Origin of the sequence: Pseudoalteromonas sp. GutCa3 (assembly GCF_002836155.1) — a bacterium.
GTDB lineage: Bacteria > Pseudomonadota > Gammaproteobacteria > Enterobacterales > Alteromonadaceae > Pseudoalteromonas > Pseudoalteromonas arctica.
Window position 1 is genome coordinate 31,558 of the sequence record NZ_PJBK01000015.1, and the last position, 21,652, is coordinate 53,209.

Below are 21,652 nucleotides of genomic sequence, written 5' to 3' on the forward strand. Positions count from 1 at the left end.
AAATAAACGTGCAGATGATTATATGATCTCAAGTCAAAAACAACCCCACTCAGATTTACTTTATCTTGATCAAGCATTAAGCCCTTGGCAGTCGAATATAATGCAAGGTAATTATGCATTTGAACAAGGTGCACTTCTCGAAGCCCGCGATAAATACTTATTAGCTAAAACACTTGCAGATCATCTTCTTCAGCAATTTTTATATGCTCAGATTAATAACACTGTCATTCATGCTATTGAGCACTGTATACCCGCACTTGTTGTTGCGTCACATAATTTAGCTGATACCTATATAGCTATGCAACAGCCTGAAAATGCATGCAAATGGCTATGCGAAGTACACTTAACACTCTCTTCATTAATTAAGCATACTCATTACGATATACAAAAAGTGAGTAAGCATCATTACATTAAAACTTCCTCTGAACTTGTATCATTTGCAAGACGTTATCATTTTTTACCTGAGCTAATAGAGCAAGTGAATTTTTGCTTATGCTCTAAAGACTCAACAAACAGCCTGCTACATTAAAATAAAGGAGTAATTTATGGCGTTTACATTGCCAGCACTTGATTATGAATATGATGCGCTTGAGCCTCATTTAGACAGTAAAACGATGCATATTCACCACACATTGCATCATCAAACGTATATCAATAAAGCCAATGCTGCTTTAGCAAATACTGTATATGCAACCGCAAATGCTGAAAAATTACTTAAGGGAATAAACAGCCTGCCTAGTAATTTGCAAAAAGCAGTACAAGAGCATGTAGGAGGGCATTTTAATCACAGCTTATTTTGGCAAATAATGAGCCCACAAGGAGGAGGTCAACCTGAAGGTATTGTGGCTCAGGTTATAAATGAGCAACTAGGCAGTTTTGATAAATTTAAAGACCAATTTACAGCTGCGGCAATTAGCCAATTTGGTAGTGGTTGGGCGTGGTTATGTGTAACGCCAGATGAAAAGTTGATTGTAGAAAATAGTGCTAATCAAGATTGCCCATTAATGCAGGGAAATACACCTATTTTGGGGCTCGATGTATGGGAACATGCTTATTACTTGAAGTATCAAAACAAACGCCCTGAATATATTGCTGCATTTTATAATGTAATTAATTGGCAAGAAGTACAAAGGCGTTATTTATTGGCTATTGGTTGAGTGCCGAATATGGCTAGTAATGTGAGTTTTTTTGTATAAGCTAGGCTCTATAAGGTTTAATTTATAGAGCCGTTTATGGACACTTCACATTGGCAAAAAGCACGTCAGAGTCGCGATCCTCGTTTTGACGGGCTTTTTTACGTAGCGGTAAAAAGTACCGGTATTTATTGCAGACCTATTTGCCCTGCACGAACGGCTCACGAAAAAAACGTTGCTTATTATCAGTTTGCCCATAACGCGGCGCAAGATGGTTTTAGACCCTGCATTCGTTGCAGGCCCGATAGTGCCCCTGGCAGCGCAGCATGGCAGGGTACAAAAACGACTGCACTTAGAGCAAAACAGTTAATAGATCAAAATGACGAGCACGACTGCGAAAAATTAGCAGCTCGTTTAGGTGTAAGTAGTCGTTATTTAAGACAGTTGTTTAAGCAGTATTTTGGCGTGTCGATTACGCAATATCGATTATTTAACCAATGTCACTTTGCTAAAAAGCTGATTCAAGAAACACATTTACCCCTTACTGAAATAGCGTTTTCCGCAGGCTTTAAAAGCATTAGGCGCTTTAATGATGCATTTTTACAGCAGTTAAATATAGCTCCCTCGAAGCTGCGCAGTGGCGATAAAAAACCAACGTCAACACTCACTTTAACCCTGCCATTTAGGCCGCCTTATAATTGGCCTGCTTTGCAGGGTTTTTTACAAAGGCGCTTGATAAAACCAATGGAGTGGATAACACAAACGAGCTACGGACGTACTTTTGCAAGTGAGGAATATAAAGGAAGCTTTACCGCTGAATTTATAGCGAGTAAAAACCACTTTAGTGTATCTATCAATATAGACAATACGGTGTACTTACAACCTGTTATAAATAATATACGCCGTGTGCTTGATTTAGATGCCGATATTAATTTAATTCAAACGCATTTAAGCGCCAATATAAACAATGCGTTTACAGTGTGTGAAGGGCTCAGACTTCCAGGGATTTGGTCAAGTTTTGAAGCCGGTATAAGGGCGGTACTCGGACAACAAGTGAGTGTTACTGCGGCGCATAATTTAGTAACAAAGTTAGTTGACGAATTAGGCGAAAAAGAGGGCGATGCCGTTTATTTTCCTACAGCTAAAATTGTTGCTAATAGTGATTTTGCATTTTTTAAAATGCCACAAGCACGCAAAAATGCACTACACAACTTAGCCCAGTTTTGTGCACTAAATCCTGAAAATGACGATTTAGACGAATGGCTTAATTTAAAGGGAATTGGTCCTTGGACGGTAAATTATGCAAAGTTGCGAGGGCAAAGCCAGCCCGATATATTACTTGATGGCGACTTAGGTGTTAAAAAAGCTCAAGCGGCGGCAAACCCTTTCGTATCTGCTAACAGCGCTCCTTTTCGCTCTTACTTAACGTTTCAACTTTGGCAGCAATTATAATGATCATTCAAACATCAATTTCGAGCCCTATAGACGACATAATTATTCAAGCGACTGATAAAGGCGTGAGTTACGTTGGGTTTTATCCTCCAGTTGAGCACCCTCATACGCCATTTGAGCAAGTCGCTAACAAGGCGGTGCTTATTTGTGCTGCGCAGTTAAATGAGTACTTTGAAAAAAAACGCACTACTTTTGATGTACCACTTGATACAAACGGTACAGTATTTCAACAAAGCGTATGGCAAGCACTATTAACGGTACCTTTTGGAAAGTCGCAAACATACGGCTATATTGCAAACCAACTCAATAATCCAAAAGCAGTGAGGGCAGTAGGTGCTGCGAATGGTAAAAATCCGATTAGTATTATAGTGCCTTGCCACCGAATTATTGGCGCAAATGCAAAGTTAACGGGCTATGCTGGTGGGCTTGATAGGAAACTTTGGTTGCTGAAACACGAAGGATTAATGTAAATTAATTTAACGAATATTTTGTATGTTTAGTTCTACATACTACACTGTAGATTTAGTTTATAAATAAAAATCACTATGAAAATTAGAACGTTGCTTTATATTTTTGTTTTGAAGTGTATTGTTTTTTGCGATGGCGTTACGGCCAAAGAATTACTTTTTTGTTATGAAGATAAAAACGCAGCACCACTATTTTTAGGTGTTGATAAGGCTATACCTATTGATCAACCTGATGCCTCAGTTGAGGTTTTAAGTTTATTAGATAAAGCGATTGATGGTGTTGAGATTAAGTTTGTTAGAAAACCATGGCGTAGATGCTTAAGCGATTTAGAATTTAATCGAGTTAATGCTGTTATTGCCAGTTACCGCAAAGGACGAGAAAACGTTGCTGTTTACCCTGTTGATCAGCAAGGTAAGTTACAAGATGACTATGCAGTAAGTGAATTTAGTAGCTGCCTTATAGGGCGTTATAAATTTCATAAAGAATGGGAGACTCGCGAAGTATTTCAAAATAAAGCATTTACGATAGCTATTCCTAATGGCTATGGACTAAATAGCGCGTTAAAAGAAGAGCCATTTTTTATTCATAATACGTTTTCTAAAAGCAAAGCTTTTGAGTTGCTAGATAAGGGCGTGGTGCAGGCGAGCGTTGATCTATGCCAAGTTGATGGCTTAAAAGTGTCGAGTTATCCGTATGAGGGTAATAATGTCAAACCTATTTATCCCCCTTACGAAACCAGCCATGGTTACCTTGTTTTTTCAAAAAAATTCTACGAAGAAAATAACACTCTAAGTTGGGGAATATGGCATTGGCTATCAAAATTTGAAAGTGCACCTGTGTATATTAAATACTTACAAACACCTAAATAACCTCATTAAATTCGCGTTTGTAAATTGGTATTAATTTAATATTAAGGTAGCATAAGCGCACTTTTTATAAAATGGCACCACAATGGCTCAATTATACTTTTACTACTCTGCAATGAATGCAGGTAAATCAACCACGTTATTACAATCTGCATTTAATTATAAAGAACGTGGCATGGAACCTGTGATCCTTACTGCTGCCATTGATGATAGACAAGGCGTGGGTAAAGTATCGTCTCGTATTGGCTTGCAAGCAGATGCGCATGTATTTGATGCTAGCAAAGATGTTTTTGATCTTATTCAATCACTCAATAATGAAAAAAAACGCCATTGTGTGTTAGTTGACGAGTGCCAATTTTTATCAAAAGAACAAGTAATGCAATTAACCGATGTGGTTGATGAATTAGGTATACCGGTATTGTGTTATGGCTTGCGTAACGACTTTAGAGGCGAGCTATTTATAGGGTCGCAATATTTGCTTGCGTGGGCTGATAAGTTAGTTGAGCTTAAAACTGTATGCCACTGTGGACGTAAAGCAAACCATGTACTGCGTACCGATGAAAATGGTGAAGCAATAGCCGATGGTAACCAAGTAGAAATTGGCGGCAATGACCGATACGTTTCGGTATGCCGCAAACATTATAAAGCCGCGTTAAATATGGGCCGACAAAGCATTTAAAAATGTATCAATATCTTCGCGCGTAATATCTAAATGCGTTACTAGCCTAAGCTGCTTGCTTGGGCTAAATAGTATACCTTGTTGTTTAAGTGCCTCAGCAATCTCTTCAATGTTTATACTGCTAGTGTATGTTGCGTAAACCATATTAGTGGTGTTACTCATATCTACAGTAAAGCCACTGATTTCACTTAATTGTTGAGCCAAATAACGTGCATTTGCATGATCGTCTTTTAAGCGCTCTACATTGTGCTCAAGTGCAAACTGCCCGGCAGCTGCAAGCATTCCGGCTTGGCGCATACCGCCACCAAGTACTTTTCTCCATCGTCTTGCTTTATTAATAAGTGCTGGTGAGCCTAATAATAAAGAGCCTACGGGCGCCCCCAAACCTTTAGATAAACAAATAGAAATTGAGTCAAAGTGCTTTGTGATTTCAGTGATATCAACATTTAGCTCAACAGCGGCATTAAAAGCACGTGCGCCGTCTAAGTGCAGCGCTAAATTATGCGTATTAACAAAGTCACGAGCTTGGGCTAAGTACTCAAGCGGGAGCACTTTTCCGCCTATGGTATTTTCTAAGCTAAGTAATCGCGTGTTTGCAAAATGGCAATCGTCTGGTTTTATTGCTGCAGCTATTTTACTGAAGGGGATGCTACCATCGGCTTCATTTTCAATAGGCTGTGGTTGCACAGACCCTAAAACAGCTGCTCCGCCACCCTCAAACTTATAATTGTGAGCATTTTGGCCACAAATGTATTCGTCACCTCGCTCACAATGCGCCATTATTGCAAGTAAGTTGGCTTGTGTACCTGAGCTACAATAAAGTGCGGCTTCAAAATTAAAACGCTCACACGCATAAGCTTCTAGCTGGTTAACGCTTTCATCATCGCCATATACATCGTCACCAACCGGTGCGTTGTGCATAATATCGCGCATTTCTTTTGTTGGTTTTGTAACTGTATCAGAGCGAAAATCTATCATGATTGCCTTATCCTTTTTATTGTTTTTAATAAAATTGGTACTAAGCCAGCTCGCTACATATTTGTTCACGAGTGTCTTTATCAAAGTAGCTCCATGCAATAAAGCGGCTAATTTTTTGACCTTGTGCCATATCAACTATTTTATATTGTGCTATTGGGTGGGCTTTTAATACCTCTTCAAGGGCTGCAATATTATCTTTTTTAGAGACTAACGACGTAAACCACAGTACTTGCTCTGCAAAGTCTTCGCTTTCTTTAATCATGTTAGAGATAAACTGTACTTCACCGCCTTCACACCATAATTCATTATTATGGCCACCAAAGTTAAGTGTGCTACTGGGTGTTTTTCCTAGGTTTTTCCACTTACGTTCACTGCCTTTACTTGCCTCTTCTTCGCTTCCATGAAACGGAGGGTTGCAGAGCGTTAAGTGGTATAAATCTTTTTGATTTACAACGCCTTTAAAAATATGTGATGCGTTTTTTTGTTGTTTTAGGGTTATTTTTAAACCATTAAACTGAGCAATTTGCTTTGCTATTTTTACCGAAGCTGCATCAATATCAGTCCCTGTAAAATGCCACTTATATTCACTTGTACCAGTAAGCGGATAAACTAAGTTAGCGCCAGTGCCAATATCAAGCACTTTAATTTGCTTACCTAAAGGTATTTGTTGTTGGTTATCATCACTTAATAAGTCGGCTAAGTAATGAATGTAGTCAACACGCCCAGGTATAGGTGGACATAAGTTGTGCTCGGGAATATCCCAAAAATCAATATTATAATGTGCTTTCAAAAGGGCTTGATTGAGTGTTTTAACGGCTTTGTTATCACTAAAATCAATACTTTTAGTACCTGCAGGTGTGATTATAACAAAAGGCAGTAGAGCAGGGTGCTCTGTTGTTAATAAATCGAAGTCGTACCCATTTTTATGTAGGTTACGAGGGTGTAATTTTGAACGTGCTTTATTTTCTTTCATGGCTTCATTTTAACAACAGATATGATGTGGTGATTGTAACAAATGCTGATGAGTAAAGTGCAGACATTTCCTTTGGTATATTTAATATTGCTGGTAGGATGAGTTGAAAATAATAAAAAGGAATAACTGTGGCGATTTCTCAGCAATCAATAATTATCAATTTAGACGCTCACCAAACACTTCATTTACGTCGAATCAGCGATGATAATCAGCAAGGGCCTGTCGTATTTTTTATGCATGGAGCTGTAGAAAACGGTAAAATTTTTTACACCCATTCTAATAAAGGGCTTGCCCCTTTTTTGGCTGAGCATGGGTACCGATGCTATGTGGCTGATTTACGTGGCCGAGGTGATAGTAAACCAATTATTTCGAGCGAGTCAGAATATGGACAAACTGAGTCTATCCTAGAAGACATCCCTGCCTTTATTAAGCAAATAGAGTTGATTGAAGGCAAGAAGCCTGACTACTGGGTCGCTCACTCTTGGGGCGGGGTATTGATGAACAGCGCGTTTGCACGTTTTCCAGAATATATTAATGATGTAAAAGCGTGTGTGTATTTTGGCTCTAAGCGTTCTTTATTTAATAACCATCCTCAAAAATTATTACAAGCCAATTTAATTTGGTATTTTATGGCACCTTTACTTGCTAAAAAACACGGCTATTTAAATGCTAAAGGTTATAAGTGGGGAAGCGATAACGAAACTCAAAAGTCGCATTATCAAAGTATGCAATGGGCTAAAAAGAAGCCATGGATAGATTCTGATGATAATTTTGATTATGCAAAAGCTTTAAACAACCTGCATTTACCGCCAACGCTTCATATTGCTGCGGTAAAAGATAAAGCATTAGCGCAACCAATCGATATTCAAAAGTTTATGGACGAATCAGGGCCTGGCATTCAACAAATGCGAATTTACGGTCGTAAACACGGGCATAATTTTGATTACGATCATATTAATATGCTTACCAACCCAAGTGCGCGTGATGATCAATTTAAAGATTTACTTAATTGGTTTAAAGCACGTCTGTAGGACCTGTTGACCTTTCAGGGTTGAACCCAAAAGGCAGCGCATGTTTGGTCTTTATGCTGCGTTATCGCCTATTTATGGGGAATGACCACACTTCATAGGCTCTGCCTTGTCTAAAAACCAAACAGCCTACTGCAAATTTAACCTCGAAAGATAAACAGGCCCTAATTAATTCTCATCAAGTAACTTTAAAAGAGGTGTTTTGTAACGCTCCCACTTAGCGATTGCGGCGTTATTAATAGGTTGGCGAATAGCATGTTTACTCAACGTGGTTACCGGTGTTTTTTGTTTATAAAACGCTAAGCAACGCTCTTCAAAATGACAGTTTAAAAAACCAAGTAACTGCGTTAGCTGCTCTTTTGGGTTACTCACTAAATCTTCGTAACTGACATCATAAATTGGCATACCTTTAAAGGAGTGCCAATGGCTCATCAGTTTTTCATACACACTATGGTAAAGCTTAAACTCAGGTAGTGAGCAAAAATAAGGCTCGTTCTCGGCAAAGTAATTAGTGAAAATAGAAAACGCAGTAGCATTAAAATTACGACTTAAATTTATAAATTTGGCATTTGGAAATAGGATATATATTAGTCCGAGCGACTGATAATTACTCGGCAGTTTATTTATTATAAAAGGTCTGATGGGCGATGCTGTTTTTAATGTTGTGATATACAGCTCGCGGGCTTTTTTGATTAAGTCAGGCGTTAAATGCGCTAAGCATTGCGGGTAAGCAACTCCCGTTTTTTGTTCGATAAAAGCAACCGCGTTATTACTAATACTCGTACTTTCTCCTAGGCTCGAAAACTGACTATGGCTTGCCAATATTTGCTCCAGGAGGGTAGAGCCACTACGAGGCATACCAATAATAAAGACAGGCGTAATATTACCTGTAAATTTTTTATCGGCAGAGGCAATAAATTCCTCGGTGTTGTATTTTATTATTTCATCGTAAAAAGGGATTAAATCTTTAGTGTTAAATTCACTTAATTTTCTTTGTAATTTATTCGCCAATATAAAATAATTAAATGCTTGCTCGGTATTTTCAAGTGCATCGTAACTGTTTGCTAATGCGTAGTAACACACCATTTTTAAACGTAAATTGCTCGTTTGAGTTAGTAAGTGGTGCAAATTACTTACATAATTATGCTCATTATCAAACCGGCCTAACTGCACAAGTTCAAATAAAATATAAGCTGTTACAGGGTATACCCCAATACTGAGTGCATGAGCAAAGGTTGTATGAGCTTTATCTAACTCGCCATGTGTTAAATAGTGCTGCGCTAAGTAATAATGAGGCTCTGGGTTATGACTTGCTAATTTTTTTGCGTATTCGAGCACCGTTAACGCATCGTTTGGCGAATTAACACCGTTAAATGCATCAGCAAGGGCATGTAATGGTTCAAGCATATGAGGCATGCGCTCACACGCTTTTTGGAGTAAGTATACGGCAGCGTCATAACGCTCTAGTCGTAGGGCAATTCTGCCTAAGCCAAATAAAGCTTCACCATTTTCGGGATTACTATTTAATAGCGTTTTAAAATGAAACTCAGCTTCTTTGAGTTTATTTTGTTGCAGTAGTTGGTTGGCTTTATTAAGTAGCATAGTTATACCAATTTTATTAAAAAAATAATCATTCTATCGCATTAAATAGCGCACTCACTGCGTTAAAAATTATTCATATAGAGCAACTATATATCATAGTTTTCGCCTTGTTATTACGCTATTTTCTGAGCGCTATAATAGAACACTTATTCAATGCAATTGGTATTGTTCATTATTATTTTTATTAACTATAAAATTAAAAAGGCGAAATGTCTTTAACATTTCGCCTTTGGTTCTTCATGAAAATAGTTTAAAAAGTATATGTTGCTTTAGCGTAGTAAAAGCCACCGTTAATACCAAACGGAGATGTTTCGTAGAACTGACCACCCCAGTTGTTATTAGGGATACCCGTTGCATCTGCAAAATCAAGTTTTTCAGCATCTTGGTCGAATAAGTTTTGAGCGCCTACAGAGAAGCTAACTGATTCATTTAAGAAGTAAGTTACTTCAGCATCAATAGTGACTGCAGCATCTGCTGTTTTAGCTGTTGCATCATAATCAACGTGAACACCTTGGTATTCGCCGTAGTAGTTTGCACGAGCAAATGCAGAAACTGATTCCCATTGTTGAGACAATGTGAACGTTGCACGATGGTTAGGTAAATCTTCTTCTAAGCGTTTAACTTTAAACGCACCTGTAATCTCACTAAATTGAGTTACTTCAGTATCATTCCAGTTATAAGCAAGACTAAATGTAGAGCTACCGCCCATTAGTTCAGCAGTATAGTTTGCAACTAAATCGATACCTTGAGTTGTTGTATCAAAGTCATTTGTAAAAAAGCTTACCTGAGCAAGACCTTGTACATTAGGAACTCCAGCGGCTGTAAGTGTATCTTTATCTGCTTGGCTTAAGTTGATTTTATCTGATTGGCTAATACGGTCATCTACTTGAATGTTGTAGTAATCAAGCGTTAAAAATAACTCGCCGATTGTGTATACAGCACCAAGTGTATAGCTTTGTGATTCTTCCGGCTCAAGCTCTGTACCACCTAATTGCACTGCAATAGGGTTTGTTGGTGGAAGAAGCGCTGAATCTTGTAATACACCGCTGTCTAAGCTTGTTTGTACGTTACTTACGTTAGCTTGACCAACTGTAGGTGCACGGAAACCGCTACTTACAGAACCTCGAATATTTAAATCTTCAGTTAAATGGTATTGAGCCATTACTTTGTAGTTAGTTGTAGTACCAAAGCTGTCGTAGTCTTCAAAGCGAAGCGCTACGCCCATTAAGAAATCTTCAGTAAATGGTGCTTCAACATCAACATACGCTGCATAGTTACGACGAGAAAACTCACCTGCTTGTGATGGTTTAAAACCAGGGAAGCCGTTAGAGCCAATACCAAAACCTTGTGCTGTTAAAGGGCCTGCTGTGTAAGATTCTTCATCACCAGAAATGATAGTGAATGTTTCTTCATGCCATTCAAAACCACCGGCAATGTTTACATCATAAGCTAAACCAAAGTCGACACCCTTTGATAAATCAAAGTTAAAGTTTTTTTCTAGCTGTTCATATTTACCCGGACTGAAGTCACGTGGCGTATCTGCACCTAAAGAAGCATTAACCGTGTCATAGATGAAGTAACGTGATTCATTTAAACCCACAGTACCGCTTAAGTCATAGTAAGTATCTTTTAAGAAACCACCAGTGAATCGCCCTTTAGTACCAATAGTTAAAGAAGTATCAGTAATGTTGCCGCCAAAGTTAGGTGTAAAGCCACCTGGAAGCGTTTCGTTAAAGGCAAAACAATCTGGGTTGTTCGCTACACCATTTATATAAGCAGGATCATCTAATACGTTGCCATCTGTTATTGCAATAGTAGGACAGTTAGCGCTCATATCAGGTGTTAAATCTGCAACAAGTAGTGTTTCGCCACCATCATTTGAGTAAACGCCAGAACGTGTTTGCGGGTTACGGTAGTAAAAGCCACCACGTACATCACGTTCAGAGTAATTACCAAACATGTAAAATTCAGAATCGTTTGTTAGCTCTAAACCTACGTTACCAAAAATTGTAATATCGTCGTTTACTTCTGGTGCGCCCCATACTTGTGCAAGAGAAGATACATCAGGAACACCGGCAGCTGAAAGTGCTGCGGCATCGGCACGTTGAACTGAGCGGCTTGTTGCATCAGCTGTTTTATATTGAAAGCTTAAATTAGCAAAGCCATTGTCGGTAAACGGTAAACCCACGTTACCCGACACTTGTGTTGTATCGCCATCACCTTCATAAAATTGACCATGGCGGATTTCTAATTTACCACCTTCAGAAGCGTCTTTTAGTTGGAAGTTCATTACACCCGCGATTGCATCAGAACCATATTGTGCAGCTGCGCCATCACGAAGTACTTCTACTTGTTTAATAGCAATGCTTGGAATAACTGAAATATCTGCGCCTTGCGCGCCATCGTTAATACCACCGCCTAAAAATGCAATTACAGAAGCACGATGACGACGTTTGCCGTTTAAAAGAACCAATGTGCTGTCTGATGGTAAACCACGTAAGTTAGCTGGACGAACAAGAGAGGCCGCATCACTAATAGGATTTTGATGTACGTTAAAAGATGGCACGGCACCTTTTAAAAGCTCAAGCATGTCGGTATTGCCTGATCTTTCTAATTCTTCGCCGCCAATAATATCGATTGGAACTGGTGAGTCACCGATTGAACGTGGAGCTGAGCGCGTACCTACTACGGCAATTTTCTCTACGTTTTTATTTACTTTAGTTTGCTGTTGCTCGTCTGCTGCAATAGCAGAACCCGAAAAAAACAACCCTGCAGTGGTTGTAGCTAAAGCAAATTTGATTGCTTGGTTTAGCGCATTATTTTTTAATTTCATTCTAATTTTCCCCAGTTAGAATAATTCTTATTTTTGATGCTAATTTCACATCATTTATTTTTAACTTAATTTTTTGTTTCACATAAGTTTGAGGGTTTAGCTCAAAAGCCTAATCAATTAAGCTTACTTTTTGTGAAGTCCTATTTACAGACTATAGGTAAAAAACGGGAAGGGCAATTACTAATTAACCATTTGATAACAAAAAGATTCAATTTAAGAAAAAATGCAACAATGGTGCAAAGTAAAGCTAAAATGAACTAAATAAGTGCAAATAGGGTTGTTGAGAGGAAAATTAATGCGTTATCAGTATTTAAATGTTATTTATTTGTTTCTTTTTGGTGGGGTTTTCAATGTTTTGTGCGCATCGCCAAGTTGCTAATTTTTCTTTATATTCATCCCACACGCAGGGGCAGCAACTGCCACCACCACAACATTCATCAGATTTTGGTTTTTCAGGTTTTTGCGGTAGTTGGTTTGTCATATTCAGTGTTGTTGTATGTATTTAATACTAATTTGGTGCAAAGGATAAGTTAAAGGATGTTGTAAGTAAATTATTCTTTGTGAACCCGTGCTGCTGTGTGAAAATAAAAGTTATGCGATTATATAAAGTTATTCACCGTGCACCTTGGCGGGTAGTTAAAATTAGTAAAAAACGCCAACAGCTGCGTTTTCGCCGTGCTATGGTGGCGCTTAAAATTGCACTTGCGCAAGAAAAACAAGAAACCAAAGAAATGCTCTCTATTTATAGGCGCTACACTCAAGGTCAAACAAGTAAAGAGGAGTTAAAACGCGCAAATGAGCAATTTGTTGATATTTTAAAAGGGTTAGGGCTTGGTGTGTTTGCTGTATTACCTTTTGCCCCGCTTACAATTCCTTTAGTTGTTAAATTAGGGAGTTTGGTGGGAGTTGATGTACTGCCAAGTTCGTTTAATATAAGCAAATCTATTAAAGAACTTGATGCTAAAATAGATCAAGAAAATCAAAAGCAAGAATCTAAAAGTAGCTTAAAAAAGTAGCTAAATCCCCTTCAAATTAGCGATACCTTTTAGGTGGGCTTATTGATATGCTCTTAAGTACCATTTTTATATTATATGAGCTTTTTAATGAGTGCATTACTACGTCATACATCTTCTGGTATTCCTTTATCTTTTATTTTTAAAAACGAATTATCTGACTGGCACGCACAGCAGCCTGCATTTATACAAAATTGGTTAACTAATACAGGTTTTGAAAAGCAAGGCATTGCTTTAATTCCTGATGCTAAAACAGGCGAGTTAAGCCAGGTATTTTGTTTAATGCAAAGCAGCGACGATTTTTGGGCTGCGGGTAATTTAGCAAACACACTGCCTACTGGTACTTATCAAATTCAAGGCGACAGCGCTTTTGTAGAGCAAGTTGCTTTAGGGTTTGTACTTGGTGGTTACGAATTTAGTGAATATAAAGAAAAACCAACAGCAAAAGCGCAATTAGCCATTAGCGATAAAGCGTTATATGAACGTATTAGCCAACAAGCTGATGCCATTACACTTGCACGTGATTTAGTTAATACTCCAGCGGTAGATATGATGCCGCAACATTTATCACAAGTAATGGAAGATTTAGCTGCAACTTACAATGGTGAATTTTCACAATGGATTGGCGATGAATTACTAGAGCAAAACTACCCGACTATTCATATGGTGGGTCGTGCAAGCGAAAATAAACCGCGTTTACTTGATTTAAAATGGGGCGCGACAGATGCTCCATTAATTACACTAGTCGGTAAGGGCGTTTGTTTTGACTCAGGCGGACTTGATTTAAAACCAAGCTCTGGCATGCGTAACATGAAAAAAGACATGGGCGGTGCCGCGCATGTAATTGCACTAGCGCAGCTTATTATGGCAGCTAACTTACCAATTAGACTACGTGTACTTGTACCAGCGGTTGAAAATGCGGTATCGCGAAATGCATTTCGCCCTGGCGATGTTGTTAAAACACGCAAAGGTATTATGGTCGAAATTGATAATACCGACGCAGAAGGCCGCTTAGTATTATGTGATGCACTAAGCGAAGCACAAAACGATAACCCTGAGCTAATTATTGATTTTGCTACCCTTACAGGCGCATGTCGTGTTGCATTGGGCACAGAGCTTCCGGGCTTTTTCTCAACAGAGCGCGATGTAGCAAATGGTATTATTGATGCAGGAATGGACGTAAGCGATCCGGTTTGGCAATTGCCTTTATTTGATCAGTACAAAAGCTTCTTAAAGAGCGATGTAGCTGATATGGCAAACTGTGCAAGCACACCATTTGGTGGTGCTATTACTGCAGCGCTTTATCTAAAAGAATTTGTTGAACCAACAACACCGTGGGTACACTTTGATGTAATGGCATGGAATTTACGTGCCTTACCTGGTCGCCCAACGGGTGGTGAAGCGTTAGGTATTCGTGCAGTGTTTAACTACTTGCAAAATCGTTTTAATAAGTAAGTTTTTGATTCAATAGTAAGAACTTGAGCTTATGAGTTTTAAACCTCATAAAGCTCAAGTGGCAAGTTATCTGGATCGGCAAAAAAGGTAAACTTTTTGCCGGTTATTTCATCCACTCTAATATCCTCAACGTTTACATCGCACGACTCTAAATACGTTTTTGCAATCTGTACATCCGCTACCTTAAAAGCTAAATGTCTTAAGCCTTGTGCTTCGGGATAGCTGGGTCTTGCGGGCGCTCCATCAAACGAAAATAGCTCTATTTGACTACCATCGGGCATGGCTAAATCTAATTTATATGAATTACGATCAGCTCTAAAGTGCTCATTAATAACATCAAGTTTAAGTACATTGCTATAAAAGTGTTTAGAAAGTGCATAGTCACTACAAATTATAGCTGCGTGATGAATACCTAAAAGTTTCAAGTTTAATTCCTTAAAAAGCAAAAAACGCACTTAAATAAGTGCGTTTTATATGTGGCTTATTATATGCTGTGTTAGCTTTGCTCGGCTTCTTTACATGCTTTAACAGCTGGTGCTACAAGCTCTAAACCAGTTTTATCACATGGCGGTAAAGCGGCATCACTTACACTAATAGGCGTTACACGTTCGCCCCATTTTATGTAACTTGCAGCCCACGTAAGACCTGCACCAAATGCAGCAGACATAATATTTGAATGCGGTTTAATTAACCCTTGCTCAACCGCTTCACATAACGCAATAGCAATCGTAGCAGCAGAGGTATTACCATACTCACCAATGTTAACCATTACTTTTTCGTCAGGTACTTTTAAGCGATGCTGAATAGCCTGAATAATACGTAAGTTAGCTTGGTGTGGAACGAGTACATTAATGTCGTCAAGGCTCAAATCGGCTTGTTTAAGTACATCGTCGCAGGCTTCACTCATACCTTTTACAGCACGTTTAAATATTTCACGACCTTCAAATAATAAATCAGAAGGGCCAATTGGCTCATACTTATTTAAATCGCTACCAAAGTTGGTGATGTGTAAAATATCGCGGTCTTCGCTGTCACAACCGGTTTTGGTACCAAGTAAACCAGCAGGCGTATCGGCAGCTTCAAGTATTACTGCACCTGCGCCATCGCCAAATAAAACAGCGCTGTCGCGACGCGCCCAGTTTACGTACCAGGTCATACGTTCAGCGGCGATCACCACTGCTTTTTTGATCATACCGGCTTGAATTTGTGCTGTAGCAGCTTGCAATGCATATAAAAAGCCCGAACATGCCGCGTTTGTATCCATTGCGGCAGCGCCGGTTGCACCAATATTTTTTTGCACTTGTGAGGCGGTATTTGCTACAACAGTAGAAGGTGTACAAGTGGCTAATATTACTAAATCAATATCTTTAGGGTCAACGCCTGCGCACGCAATAGCATGCTTAGCTGCAACGGTTGCCAGCTCGGCGGTACTTACATGGCTCACTCGGCGAGATTTAATGCCTGTACGCGTGGTTATCCACTCGTCGGTGGTATCAACTATTTCACTAATTTCATCGTTGCTAATGCTTGCTGGTGGAATGCATTTACCCCAACCAGTGATATGTGCGTAAGGCATAGTATATTCTCTTAAGGTGGTCTGACATGTATTACTAATGGGGGAGTTATACCAAAAAACGGCTTTCAAGACTAGTTTATAGCATGCTTTGTGTCGTAAATATTCGCAATTACAGGTTATTTAAGGTAATGCTAGTATAAAAAAGGAGCAAGTATGAAAACAACACTAATAACAACATTCACTGCAATAACACTGGCATTAATAACAACTGGGGCTTTTGCTCAACAGCATAAAATTATTTATGCGGGCAGTTTACTTGCATCCGAAGATCAAAAAGTAAAAACAGAGCAAACGTTAGTCATAACAGATAATACAATAACAGCTATTAAAAACGGCTACCTCACAAAAGCAGAACTTAACCTACCTGATGCCGATATTATCAATCTTAAAAATCAATTTGTAATGCCTGGTCTTATTGATATGCATGTTCACGTTACGTTTGAGCGAGATGCTAAAGCAAACCCTCACCGCTGGGCAACAGAATATGACGCCGATTATGCTTTGCGTTCAATTAAATATTTACAACGTACGCTCGATGCGGGTTTTACATCAGTGCGAGATTTAGGTAGCGATCACAAAGTTATATTTCCGCTAAAACGTGCTATTGACCGAAATGATATTAACGGCCCTCGCATTTTTGCAGCGGGTAATACAATATCGCCTACCGGTGGACACGCAGATATGCACGGTTATCGAAAAGATATTACAGATGCGGTTACAGGCGGGATTGGTATATGTAATGGCGCGGATGATTGTAGCCGTGCGGTACGCGAGGTAATTAAAAGTGGCGCTGATGTAATTAAAATTACTGCCACGGGTGGAGTACTAAGTAATACCGCTGCTGGAGTTAACCAACAACTTACAGATGCAGAGCTGATTGCAATTGTTGATACTGCTCATCACTTGGGTCGTAAAGTTACAGCGCATGCACACGGTACACAAGGTATAAAAGCGGCCTTAAAAGCCGGTGTAGATTCTATTGAGCATGGCTCTTATTTAGATAAAGAGGCAATAAAGTTATTTAAAAAAACGGGAGCTTATTTAGTACCGACGCTTTTAGCGGGTGCAACGGTAAGTGAAGAGGTGTTTACAAATCCAAATATGCCACCGGCAATAGCCGACAAAGTGCGTGAAGTGACTCCAAAGATGCAGGCTTCGTTTAAACTTGCACTGAAAAACAAGGTTAATATAGCTTTTGGAACAGACTCTGGGGTGTCGCGTCATGGGCTCAATGCTAACGAATTTAGTTTAATGGTAAACAATGGTATGAGCGAAGCCCAAGCTATTAAATCAGCAACCATACATGCAGCTAAACTGCTGGGGCAAAGCGCATTCATTGGCGACTTGAGTGTTGGTAAACAAGCAGATATTATCAGTGTGAATGGCTCACCGCTTAAAAATATCGACGTACTTAAAAACGTGCAATTTGTTATGAAAGCCGGGCAAGTTTATAAACAATAGGGAAGGTTATGAGCAGCAAAATAAAAGTGTCGTTATTTAATCATTTAATTGACGCTGAGCGCCAGTTACTTGACCCAGAAGTTCGCCAATCTGAGCGCGCATTAGATGCTTTACTCGATGATGAATTTATCGAAATTGCTGCCAATGGCACTACATTTAATAAATACCAAGTACTTACCCGCTTACCTACCGAGGTTGTGCCACAGTTTTATAATCAGCATTTTAAGGGCCGAATGCTGAGCGATGATGTAGTGCAACTTAGTTATCAAGCAGCTTATAGGCGCTCTGCTCGCAGTGAATTTAATTATTCATTGCGTATGTCGCTTTGGCGCCAAACTAATGGGCAATGGAAGATGGTGTTTCATCAAGGAACGCCTTGTGCTCCGTTTTCAATTTCGATGGATGATGATTAAAAACCATATAACCGTTAAAATAACCTTATTAAACATTTGATTGGGCAATTACCTCTTGTTAATGCGTACCGACCCCACCATTAGTCGACTATTAATGCTGCGAAGTGGCGCAATTGCAGTGCAATTAATTGCGGTGCTTAGCGTTTATTTTTTATTAGAACATCAAATTGCATTACTGCCTTTACTTATTGTTATTGCCGTTGAGGCTGTGTTTCAGCTTATTAGCCTATTTGCTTATCGAAATGTAAGCCGTGCTAAACCTTTGGGTATGTTGATGCAGCTAACTGCCGACGTACTATTTTTAACGGTTTTGCTATCGCTAAGCGGTGGTGCAACTAATGCATTTGTATCACTGTTATTGCTCCCGATAATGATAGCTGCTGTTACGCTGCGAGAAAAAGGATTAGCTTATATTGCGGTATTAGCCATCGCCGCATACAGTTTGCTACTGATTAAGATGCCCGATCACAGTATGCATCAAATGAATATGAGTGGTCACTTTATTGGCATGTGGGTCAATTTTGTTTTAAGTGCCAGCGTAATCGCATTAGTGATTGGCGCAATGAGCAGGGCACTTAAAGAGCGAGAGCGAATTATTGCAAACGTGCGTGAAAAACAATTACGTAATGAACAGCTTGTTACCCTTGATGGGGCCGCTGCACAAATCACCCATCAACTAGCGACCCCAATTGCAAACTTACAGTTCTTGTTTGAAGAGCTATTAGAAGAGCAACCAAACAATCCTATTATTAAGCACATGCAAGCGCCGCTTACTCAGTGCAGTACACAACTTAACGACTTTAGAAAACTCTCAGAGCAATTACGCCTTAAAAACTCACAAGAGCATACCACCGTAAAGCAACTGCAAACACAAATTACAGATACACTTTTACTGCAATACCCTTATCAACAAATTAAATGGATTACGCCACCTATTGCGGCAACGCTATTGAGTGATGCGATGTTATTGCCTGCTATTTTAAATTTATTGCAAAACGCCGCGCTCGCTAATCAAAAACAAGGTCAAGCTCAATTAGAGCTGAGTTGGCAGCAAGATAACTTACATAGTGAATACGTTTACTTGTTAATTCGCGATTTTGGCCCTGGCTTTTCATCATCGCAATTAGCAGAGCTGGGCGGGCAACTTATGCCAAGCGATCAAGGGATGGGGATTGCTGTGCTTTTATCAAATGTTACTTTTGAACGTTTAAATGGCTCACTTACCTTGTTTAACCATACCGATGGCGGCGCTGTTGCCAAAGTTAAACTCGCTATTATAAACACTGAGAATAACGCCTCATGAAGTTACTTATAATTGAAGACGACATTAATTTAGCCTGCACACTAGCAAGGCGCTTAACTAAACAAGGCTTTACCTGCGAGGTGGCGCATAATCAAAGTGATGCGTTACTTACCGCGCGTAAACTATTGCCCGACTTTGTTTTATTAGACATGAAACTAGGTGACGATAACGGACTTACACTAATAAAGCCGCTGCGTAGTTTGCTCCCCCAAACTCATATTGTTTTACTAACCGGGTTTGCAAGTATAGCAACCGCAGTAGAGGCAATGCGTTTAGGCGCAAACGACTACCTTACCAAGCCGGTTGATATGGCAACATTATTAAAAGCGCTTAACACCGAGCCTGTGGCATCGGCATCGAGTGTTATTGATGATGCGGTTATGTCGCCAGAGCGTTTAGAGTGGGAGCATATTCAACAAGTATTACACAGTAATAATGGCAATGTGTCGGTTACCGCAAGGCAACTTAATATGCATAGACGTACTTTGCAGCGCAAGTTACAAAAAAAGCCGGTGCAGCAGTAGTTTAGTACTTAATTTGAGGAAAGTGTTATGAGCGATGATGTAGCTATATTAATGCAAAATCAAAAAATTATATTATTTGATGCGCAATGTAAGCTTTGCAGCGCGTGGTGTAACTTTATTATTGCTCACGACACTAATACCATTTTTAAATTATGCAGCGTGCAATCTCCAAAAGGAGGACTGTTGTTAACACACTTTGGTTTTTCAACAATTGAATATGCCTCAATGGTTTACCTAGAAAACAGTAAAGCGTATACACAAAGTCATGCTTTTTTTAATGTTGTTAAGCAGCTAGGTTACCCATACAAGCTAGCAAACGTATTTAGTATTTTGCCAAATAGGTTTAATGATTGGTTATACGATAGGGTTGCTTTAAACCGCTATACCTTATTTGGTAAATATCAGTATTGCAGATTTCCCAACCCAGATGATGCCAAACATTATTTATAAATTAGTGGTTAATACACTGCAGCATAAGTAGATGATAGGCTTATGAGGTTGTGTTAAAATCGCCGCGTTTAATTTTAGCTAACGGTATAAAAGGCTTTTTTCATGGCAAACACAGCACATGCACTTCACATTTTGGTAAAGCACAAAGAAATTGCAGAAGATATTATTAAGCAATTAGGTAAAGGTGCAAAGTTTCAGACCTTAGCTAAAAAGTATTCGTCATGCCCATCGGGTAAAAAAGGCGGTGACTTAGGTGAATTTAGACGCGGACAAATGGTCCCACAGTTTGACAAAATTGCATTTAAAGGCGCAATTTTAGAGCCCCACCTAGTTAAAACAAAATTTGGCTGGCATGTAATTAAAGTGCTTTATCGTACTTAATTTACTTAAGCAGTTTGGCAATTGACGCGTCTTAGCAAGCGTCCATTTCATCACCTATCCTAAATTTACACTTTGACGAACTAAGAATTAGGATGGGTGTCATCTTAATTTATTCCAATATGGGCAGAATATGAAAAAATGGGAGGGGTAAGTCATGTTGATTTTTAGACTTTACATATTATTCAGTTTTTTTCTATTAGTGTCGTGTGGAGCGGATGAAAATTACGAACCTATAAGAGAGAGTTTAATTTTAGAAAGTGAAAATATAGCTTCTAAAATAGTTTCTAATAATCATAAAGAATTAATTGCAATATTGAAATATTTAAAAGAAAACCCAAATGAATATATAGCAGGAAGTAACTTTCCTTTAGTCAGTAGTGATTTAAAAAAATCGATGTGGAGCTATATGAGATCACTAAGATAGCAAGCGAAATTGGGGTTTTATCTGGAAAAAGAAACTCATATGGGATTTATGGTTTAGAGGTTATTAGAAAAGATACTAAAGACTTTAAGTTTACCTATGCTATAGCAAGCAAGAGTAAGGATAATATAGATAAAAATACCTTCACAAACACTTGTAACCCTATTTCTAAAGAGGGCCTATGCTTACATAAGAAAAGTGATAACTTTTATTTTATTTACAGCTTCAAGAAAAAGTAAATAAATAGAGTCAGGTCTTTTTGTTTTTAGGTGCTGAGGTTTATTTTTAATAAGGATATTAAATAAAATGTTATTTAGAGTATTTATTAGTTTTTTATTTTCTGCCAATGCAATTGCTGCTATTTTCAAATGCTAAATAACACTGACACCTCCCCTTATTTCTTAGGGGAAAATGGAAAGGAAAAAGATGAACTCTAAGTTTAAAAAGTAAATTTAGTAGCACAGTTTTGTTAGTCCAAATAACGTGACAGTCTATTTTAATTATTGAAGCAGCTATTAAACAACCAAGGATCTATACATGGTAATTAAATGATTGAAAAAATTATTGGTTTTGTCCTTTTATTTTTATTCTTAGTATCATTTTTAAGTGTGCTCGGCAATTTATTAGCTGCTTTAATGAATCC

The 21,652-nt window shown here is 38.7% G+C and carries 23 protein-coding genes; 16 read left to right on the top strand and 7 right to left on the bottom strand.

Translation table 11 applies throughout. The features are described from left to right. Positions 1-22: 22 nt before the first annotated feature. The 6 genes from CXF64_RS01575 to CXF64_RS01600 all read left to right on the top strand — a co-directional run bounded on the left by CXF64_RS01575 (position 23) and on the right by CXF64_RS01600 (position 4,598). Complete coding sequence (locus CXF64_RS01575; protein WP_007582333.1) at positions 23-529, top strand: hypothetical protein; 507 nt, start codon at positions 23-25, stop codon at positions 527-529. Between the two features lie 16 nt (positions 530-545). Next, positions 546-1,157: a superoxide dismutase gene (locus tag CXF64_RS01580; RefSeq protein ID WP_101216116.1), complete on the top strand. Its 612-nt coding sequence runs from the start codon at positions 546-548 to the stop codon at positions 1,155-1,157. A gap of 75 nt (positions 1,158-1,232) precedes the next feature. Beyond that, on the top strand, positions 1,233-2,585 hold the full coding sequence (locus tag CXF64_RS01585; protein ID WP_101216117.1) for a DNA-3-methyladenine glycosylase 2 family protein: 1,353 nt from the start codon (positions 1,233-1,235) through the stop codon (positions 2,583-2,585). Then, positions 2,585-3,055, top strand: a complete 471-nt coding sequence (locus CXF64_RS01590; protein ID WP_101216118.1) for a methylated-DNA--[protein]-cysteine S-methyltransferase — start codon at positions 2,585-2,587, stop codon at positions 3,053-3,055. The genes CXF64_RS01585 and CXF64_RS01590 overlap by 1 nt, the downstream gene beginning before the upstream one ends. A 75-nt stretch (positions 3,056-3,130) precedes the next feature. After that, on the top strand, positions 3,131-3,922 hold the full coding sequence (locus tag CXF64_RS01595) for an amino acid ABC transporter substrate-binding protein (protein ID WP_101216119.1): 792 nt from the start codon (positions 3,131-3,133) through the stop codon (positions 3,920-3,922). Between the two features lie 82 nt (positions 3,923-4,004). Further along, a complete protein-coding gene (locus tag CXF64_RS01600) occupies positions 4,005-4,598 on the top strand; it encodes a thymidine kinase (RefSeq protein ID WP_010553997.1) in 594 nt (197 codons plus the stop codon). Here CXF64_RS01600 and ltaE read toward each other — a convergent pair. After that, positions 4,572-5,576: a low-specificity L-threonine aldolase gene (gene ltaE, locus CXF64_RS01605; RefSeq protein WP_101216120.1), complete on the bottom strand. Its 1,005-nt coding sequence runs from the start codon at positions 5,574-5,576 to the stop codon at positions 4,572-4,574. The genes CXF64_RS01600 and ltaE overlap by 27 nt on opposite strands. Before the next feature lie 40 nt (positions 5,577-5,616). Further along, a complete protein-coding gene (gene rlmF / locus CXF64_RS01610; RefSeq protein ID WP_101216121.1) occupies positions 5,617-6,549 on the bottom strand; it encodes a 23S rRNA (adenine(1618)-N(6))-methyltransferase RlmF in 933 nt (310 codons plus the stop codon). 128 nt (positions 6,550-6,677) lie between these two features. Between rlmF and CXF64_RS01615 the strand changes: the two genes are divergently transcribed. Next, positions 6,678-7,580 (top strand): alpha/beta fold hydrolase, encoded by a 903-nt coding sequence (locus tag CXF64_RS01615; protein WP_101216122.1) that lies wholly within the window; start codon positions 6,678-6,680, stop codon positions 7,578-7,580. A gap of 165 nt (positions 7,581-7,745) precedes the next feature. On the opposite strand, the gene CXF64_RS01620 is transcribed toward CXF64_RS01615, so the two are convergent. The 3 genes from CXF64_RS01620 to CXF64_RS01630 all read right to left on the bottom strand — a co-directional run bounded on the left by CXF64_RS01620 (position 7,746) and on the right by CXF64_RS01630 (position 12,493). Beyond that, positions 7,746-9,179: a tetratricopeptide repeat-containing sulfotransferase family protein gene (locus CXF64_RS01620; protein ID WP_101216123.1), complete on the bottom strand. Its 1,434-nt coding sequence runs from the start codon at positions 9,177-9,179 to the stop codon at positions 7,746-7,748. Between the two features lie 250 nt (positions 9,180-9,429). Beyond that, on the bottom strand, positions 9,430-12,012 hold the full coding sequence (locus CXF64_RS01625) for a TonB-dependent receptor plug domain-containing protein (RefSeq protein ID WP_010553992.1): 2,583 nt from the start codon (positions 12,010-12,012) through the stop codon (positions 9,430-9,432). A gap of 310 nt (positions 12,013-12,322) precedes the next feature. After that, positions 12,323-12,493 carry an oxidoreductase-like domain-containing protein gene (locus CXF64_RS01630; RefSeq protein ID WP_010553991.1) on the bottom strand — a complete coding sequence of 57 codons (171 nt, stop codon included), beginning with the start codon at positions 12,491-12,493 and terminating at the stop codon, positions 12,323-12,325. A gap of 112 nt (positions 12,494-12,605) precedes the next feature. Between CXF64_RS01630 and CXF64_RS01635 the strand changes: the two genes are divergently transcribed. Together CXF64_RS01635 and CXF64_RS01640 are read left to right on the top strand one after the other, a co-directional pair. After that, on the top strand, positions 12,606-13,028 hold the full coding sequence (locus CXF64_RS01635; RefSeq protein WP_101216135.1) for a hypothetical protein: 423 nt from the start codon (positions 12,606-12,608) through the stop codon (positions 13,026-13,028). Between the two features lie 87 nt (positions 13,029-13,115). Continuing rightward, on the top strand, positions 13,116-14,480 hold the full coding sequence (locus tag CXF64_RS01640) for a leucyl aminopeptidase family protein (protein ID WP_101216124.1): 1,365 nt from the start codon (positions 13,116-13,118) through the stop codon (positions 14,478-14,480). A 38-nt stretch (positions 14,481-14,518) separates the two neighbouring features. Here CXF64_RS01640 and gloA2 read toward each other — a convergent pair whose 3' ends face one another. Beyond that, positions 14,519-14,905, bottom strand: a complete 387-nt coding sequence (gene gloA2 / locus CXF64_RS01645; RefSeq protein ID WP_101216125.1) for an SMU1112c/YaeR family gloxylase I-like metalloprotein — start codon at positions 14,903-14,905, stop codon at positions 14,519-14,521. A gap of 71 nt (positions 14,906-14,976) precedes the next feature. Continuing rightward, complete coding sequence (locus CXF64_RS01650) at positions 14,977-16,056, bottom strand: ketoacyl-ACP synthase III (protein ID WP_101216126.1); 1,080 nt, start codon at positions 16,054-16,056, stop codon at positions 14,977-14,979. Between the two features lie 153 nt (positions 16,057-16,209). Here CXF64_RS01650 and CXF64_RS01655 point away from each other — a divergent pair, with 153 nt between their 5' ends. The 7 genes from CXF64_RS01655 (at position 16,210) to CXF64_RS01685 (ending at position 21,012) form a co-directional block, all read left to right on the top strand. Further along, the gene (locus CXF64_RS01655; RefSeq protein ID WP_101216127.1) at positions 16,210-17,517 is read left to right on the top strand and encodes a metal-dependent hydrolase family protein; all 1,308 of its coding nucleotides are present in this window, start codon (positions 16,210-16,212) and stop codon (positions 17,515-17,517) included. An 8-nt stretch (positions 17,518-17,525) separates the two neighbouring features. Continuing rightward, positions 17,526-17,930, top strand: a complete 405-nt coding sequence (locus CXF64_RS01660; protein ID WP_101216128.1) for a nuclear transport factor 2 family protein — start codon at positions 17,526-17,528, stop codon at positions 17,928-17,930. A gap of 61 nt (positions 17,931-17,991) precedes the next feature. After that, the gene (locus CXF64_RS01665; protein WP_198551125.1) at positions 17,992-19,233 is read left to right on the top strand and encodes a sensor histidine kinase; all 1,242 of its coding nucleotides are present in this window, start codon (positions 17,992-17,994) and stop codon (positions 19,231-19,233) included. Continuing rightward, a complete protein-coding gene (locus CXF64_RS01670; protein ID WP_101164274.1) occupies positions 19,230-19,757 on the top strand; it encodes a response regulator transcription factor in 528 nt (175 codons plus the stop codon). The genes CXF64_RS01665 and CXF64_RS01670 overlap by 4 nt, the downstream gene beginning before the upstream one ends. Before the next feature lie 27 nt (positions 19,758-19,784). Beyond that, positions 19,785-20,207, top strand: a complete 423-nt coding sequence (locus tag CXF64_RS01675) for a thiol-disulfide oxidoreductase DCC family protein (protein ID WP_101216130.1) — start codon at positions 19,785-19,787, stop codon at positions 20,205-20,207. A gap of 102 nt (positions 20,208-20,309) precedes the next feature. Then, a complete protein-coding gene (locus tag CXF64_RS01680) occupies positions 20,310-20,588 on the top strand; it encodes a peptidylprolyl isomerase (RefSeq protein WP_002959014.1) in 279 nt (92 codons plus the stop codon). Between the two features lie 154 nt (positions 20,589-20,742). Next, positions 20,743-21,012: a hypothetical protein gene (locus CXF64_RS01685; RefSeq protein WP_101216131.1), complete on the top strand. Its 270-nt coding sequence runs from the start codon at positions 20,743-20,745 to the stop codon at positions 21,010-21,012. The last annotated feature ends 640 nt before the right edge of the window (positions 21,013-21,652 follow it).

What these genes read in the sequence shown, in the direction of transcription:
- CXF64_RS01595 (WP_101216119.1), top strand. Translation starts at nt 3,131, where the DNA reads ATGAAAATTAGAACGTTGCTTTATATTTTTGTTTTGAAGTGTATTGTT.
- CXF64_RS01655 (WP_101216127.1), top strand. Translation starts at nt 16,210, where the DNA reads ATGAAAACAACACTAATAACAACATTCACTGCAATAACACTGGCATTA.
- CXF64_RS01630 (WP_010553991.1), bottom strand. Translation starts at nt 12,493, where the DNA reads ATGACAAACCAACTACCGCAAAAACCTGAAAAACCAAAATCTGATGAA.
- CXF64_RS01685 (WP_101216131.1), top strand. Translation starts at nt 20,743, where the DNA reads ATGTTGATTTTTAGACTTTACATATTATTCAGTTTTTTTCTATTAGTG.
- CXF64_RS01635 (WP_101216135.1), top strand. Translation starts at nt 12,606, where the DNA reads ATGCGATTATATAAAGTTATTCACCGTGCACCTTGGCGGGTAGTTAAA.
- CXF64_RS01675 (WP_101216130.1), top strand. Translation starts at nt 19,785, where the DNA reads ATGAGCGATGATGTAGCTATATTAATGCAAAATCAAAAAATTATATTA.
- CXF64_RS01680 (WP_002959014.1), top strand. Translation starts at nt 20,310, where the DNA reads ATGGCAAACACAGCACATGCACTTCACATTTTGGTAAAGCACAAAGAA.
- CXF64_RS01580 (WP_101216116.1), top strand. Translation starts at nt 546, where the DNA reads ATGGCGTTTACATTGCCAGCACTTGATTATGAATATGATGCGCTTGAG.
- CXF64_RS01620 (WP_101216123.1), bottom strand. Translation starts at nt 9,179, where the DNA reads ATGCTACTTAATAAAGCCAACCAACTACTGCAACAAAATAAACTCAAA.
- CXF64_RS01625 (WP_010553992.1), bottom strand. Translation starts at nt 12,012, where the DNA reads ATGAAATTAAAAAATAATGCGCTAAACCAAGCAATCAAATTTGCTTTA.
- CXF64_RS01585 (WP_101216117.1), top strand. Translation starts at nt 1,233, where the DNA reads ATGGACACTTCACATTGGCAAAAAGCACGTCAGAGTCGCGATCCTCGT.
- rlmF (WP_101216121.1), bottom strand. Translation starts at nt 6,549, where the DNA reads ATGAAAGAAAATAAAGCACGTTCAAAATTACACCCTCGTAACCTACAT.
- ltaE (WP_101216120.1), bottom strand. Translation starts at nt 5,576, where the DNA reads ATGATAGATTTTCGCTCTGATACAGTTACAAAACCAACAAAAGAAATG.
- CXF64_RS01600 (WP_010553997.1), top strand. Translation starts at nt 4,005, where the DNA reads ATGGCTCAATTATACTTTTACTACTCTGCAATGAATGCAGGTAAATCA.
- CXF64_RS01660 (WP_101216128.1), top strand. Translation starts at nt 17,526, where the DNA reads ATGAGCAGCAAAATAAAAGTGTCGTTATTTAATCATTTAATTGACGCT.
- CXF64_RS01575 (WP_007582333.1), top strand. Translation starts at nt 23, where the DNA reads ATGATCTCAAGTCAAAAACAACCCCACTCAGATTTACTTTATCTTGAT.
- CXF64_RS01640 (WP_101216124.1), top strand. Translation starts at nt 13,116, where the DNA reads ATGAGTGCATTACTACGTCATACATCTTCTGGTATTCCTTTATCTTTT.
- CXF64_RS01665 (WP_198551125.1), top strand. Translation starts at nt 17,992, where the DNA reads ATGCGTACCGACCCCACCATTAGTCGACTATTAATGCTGCGAAGTGGC.
- CXF64_RS01650 (WP_101216126.1), bottom strand. Translation starts at nt 16,056, where the DNA reads ATGCCTTACGCACATATCACTGGTTGGGGTAAATGCATTCCACCAGCA.
- CXF64_RS01590 (WP_101216118.1), top strand. Translation starts at nt 2,585, where the DNA reads ATGATCATTCAAACATCAATTTCGAGCCCTATAGACGACATAATTATT.
- CXF64_RS01670 (WP_101164274.1), top strand. Translation starts at nt 19,230, where the DNA reads ATGAAGTTACTTATAATTGAAGACGACATTAATTTAGCCTGCACACTA.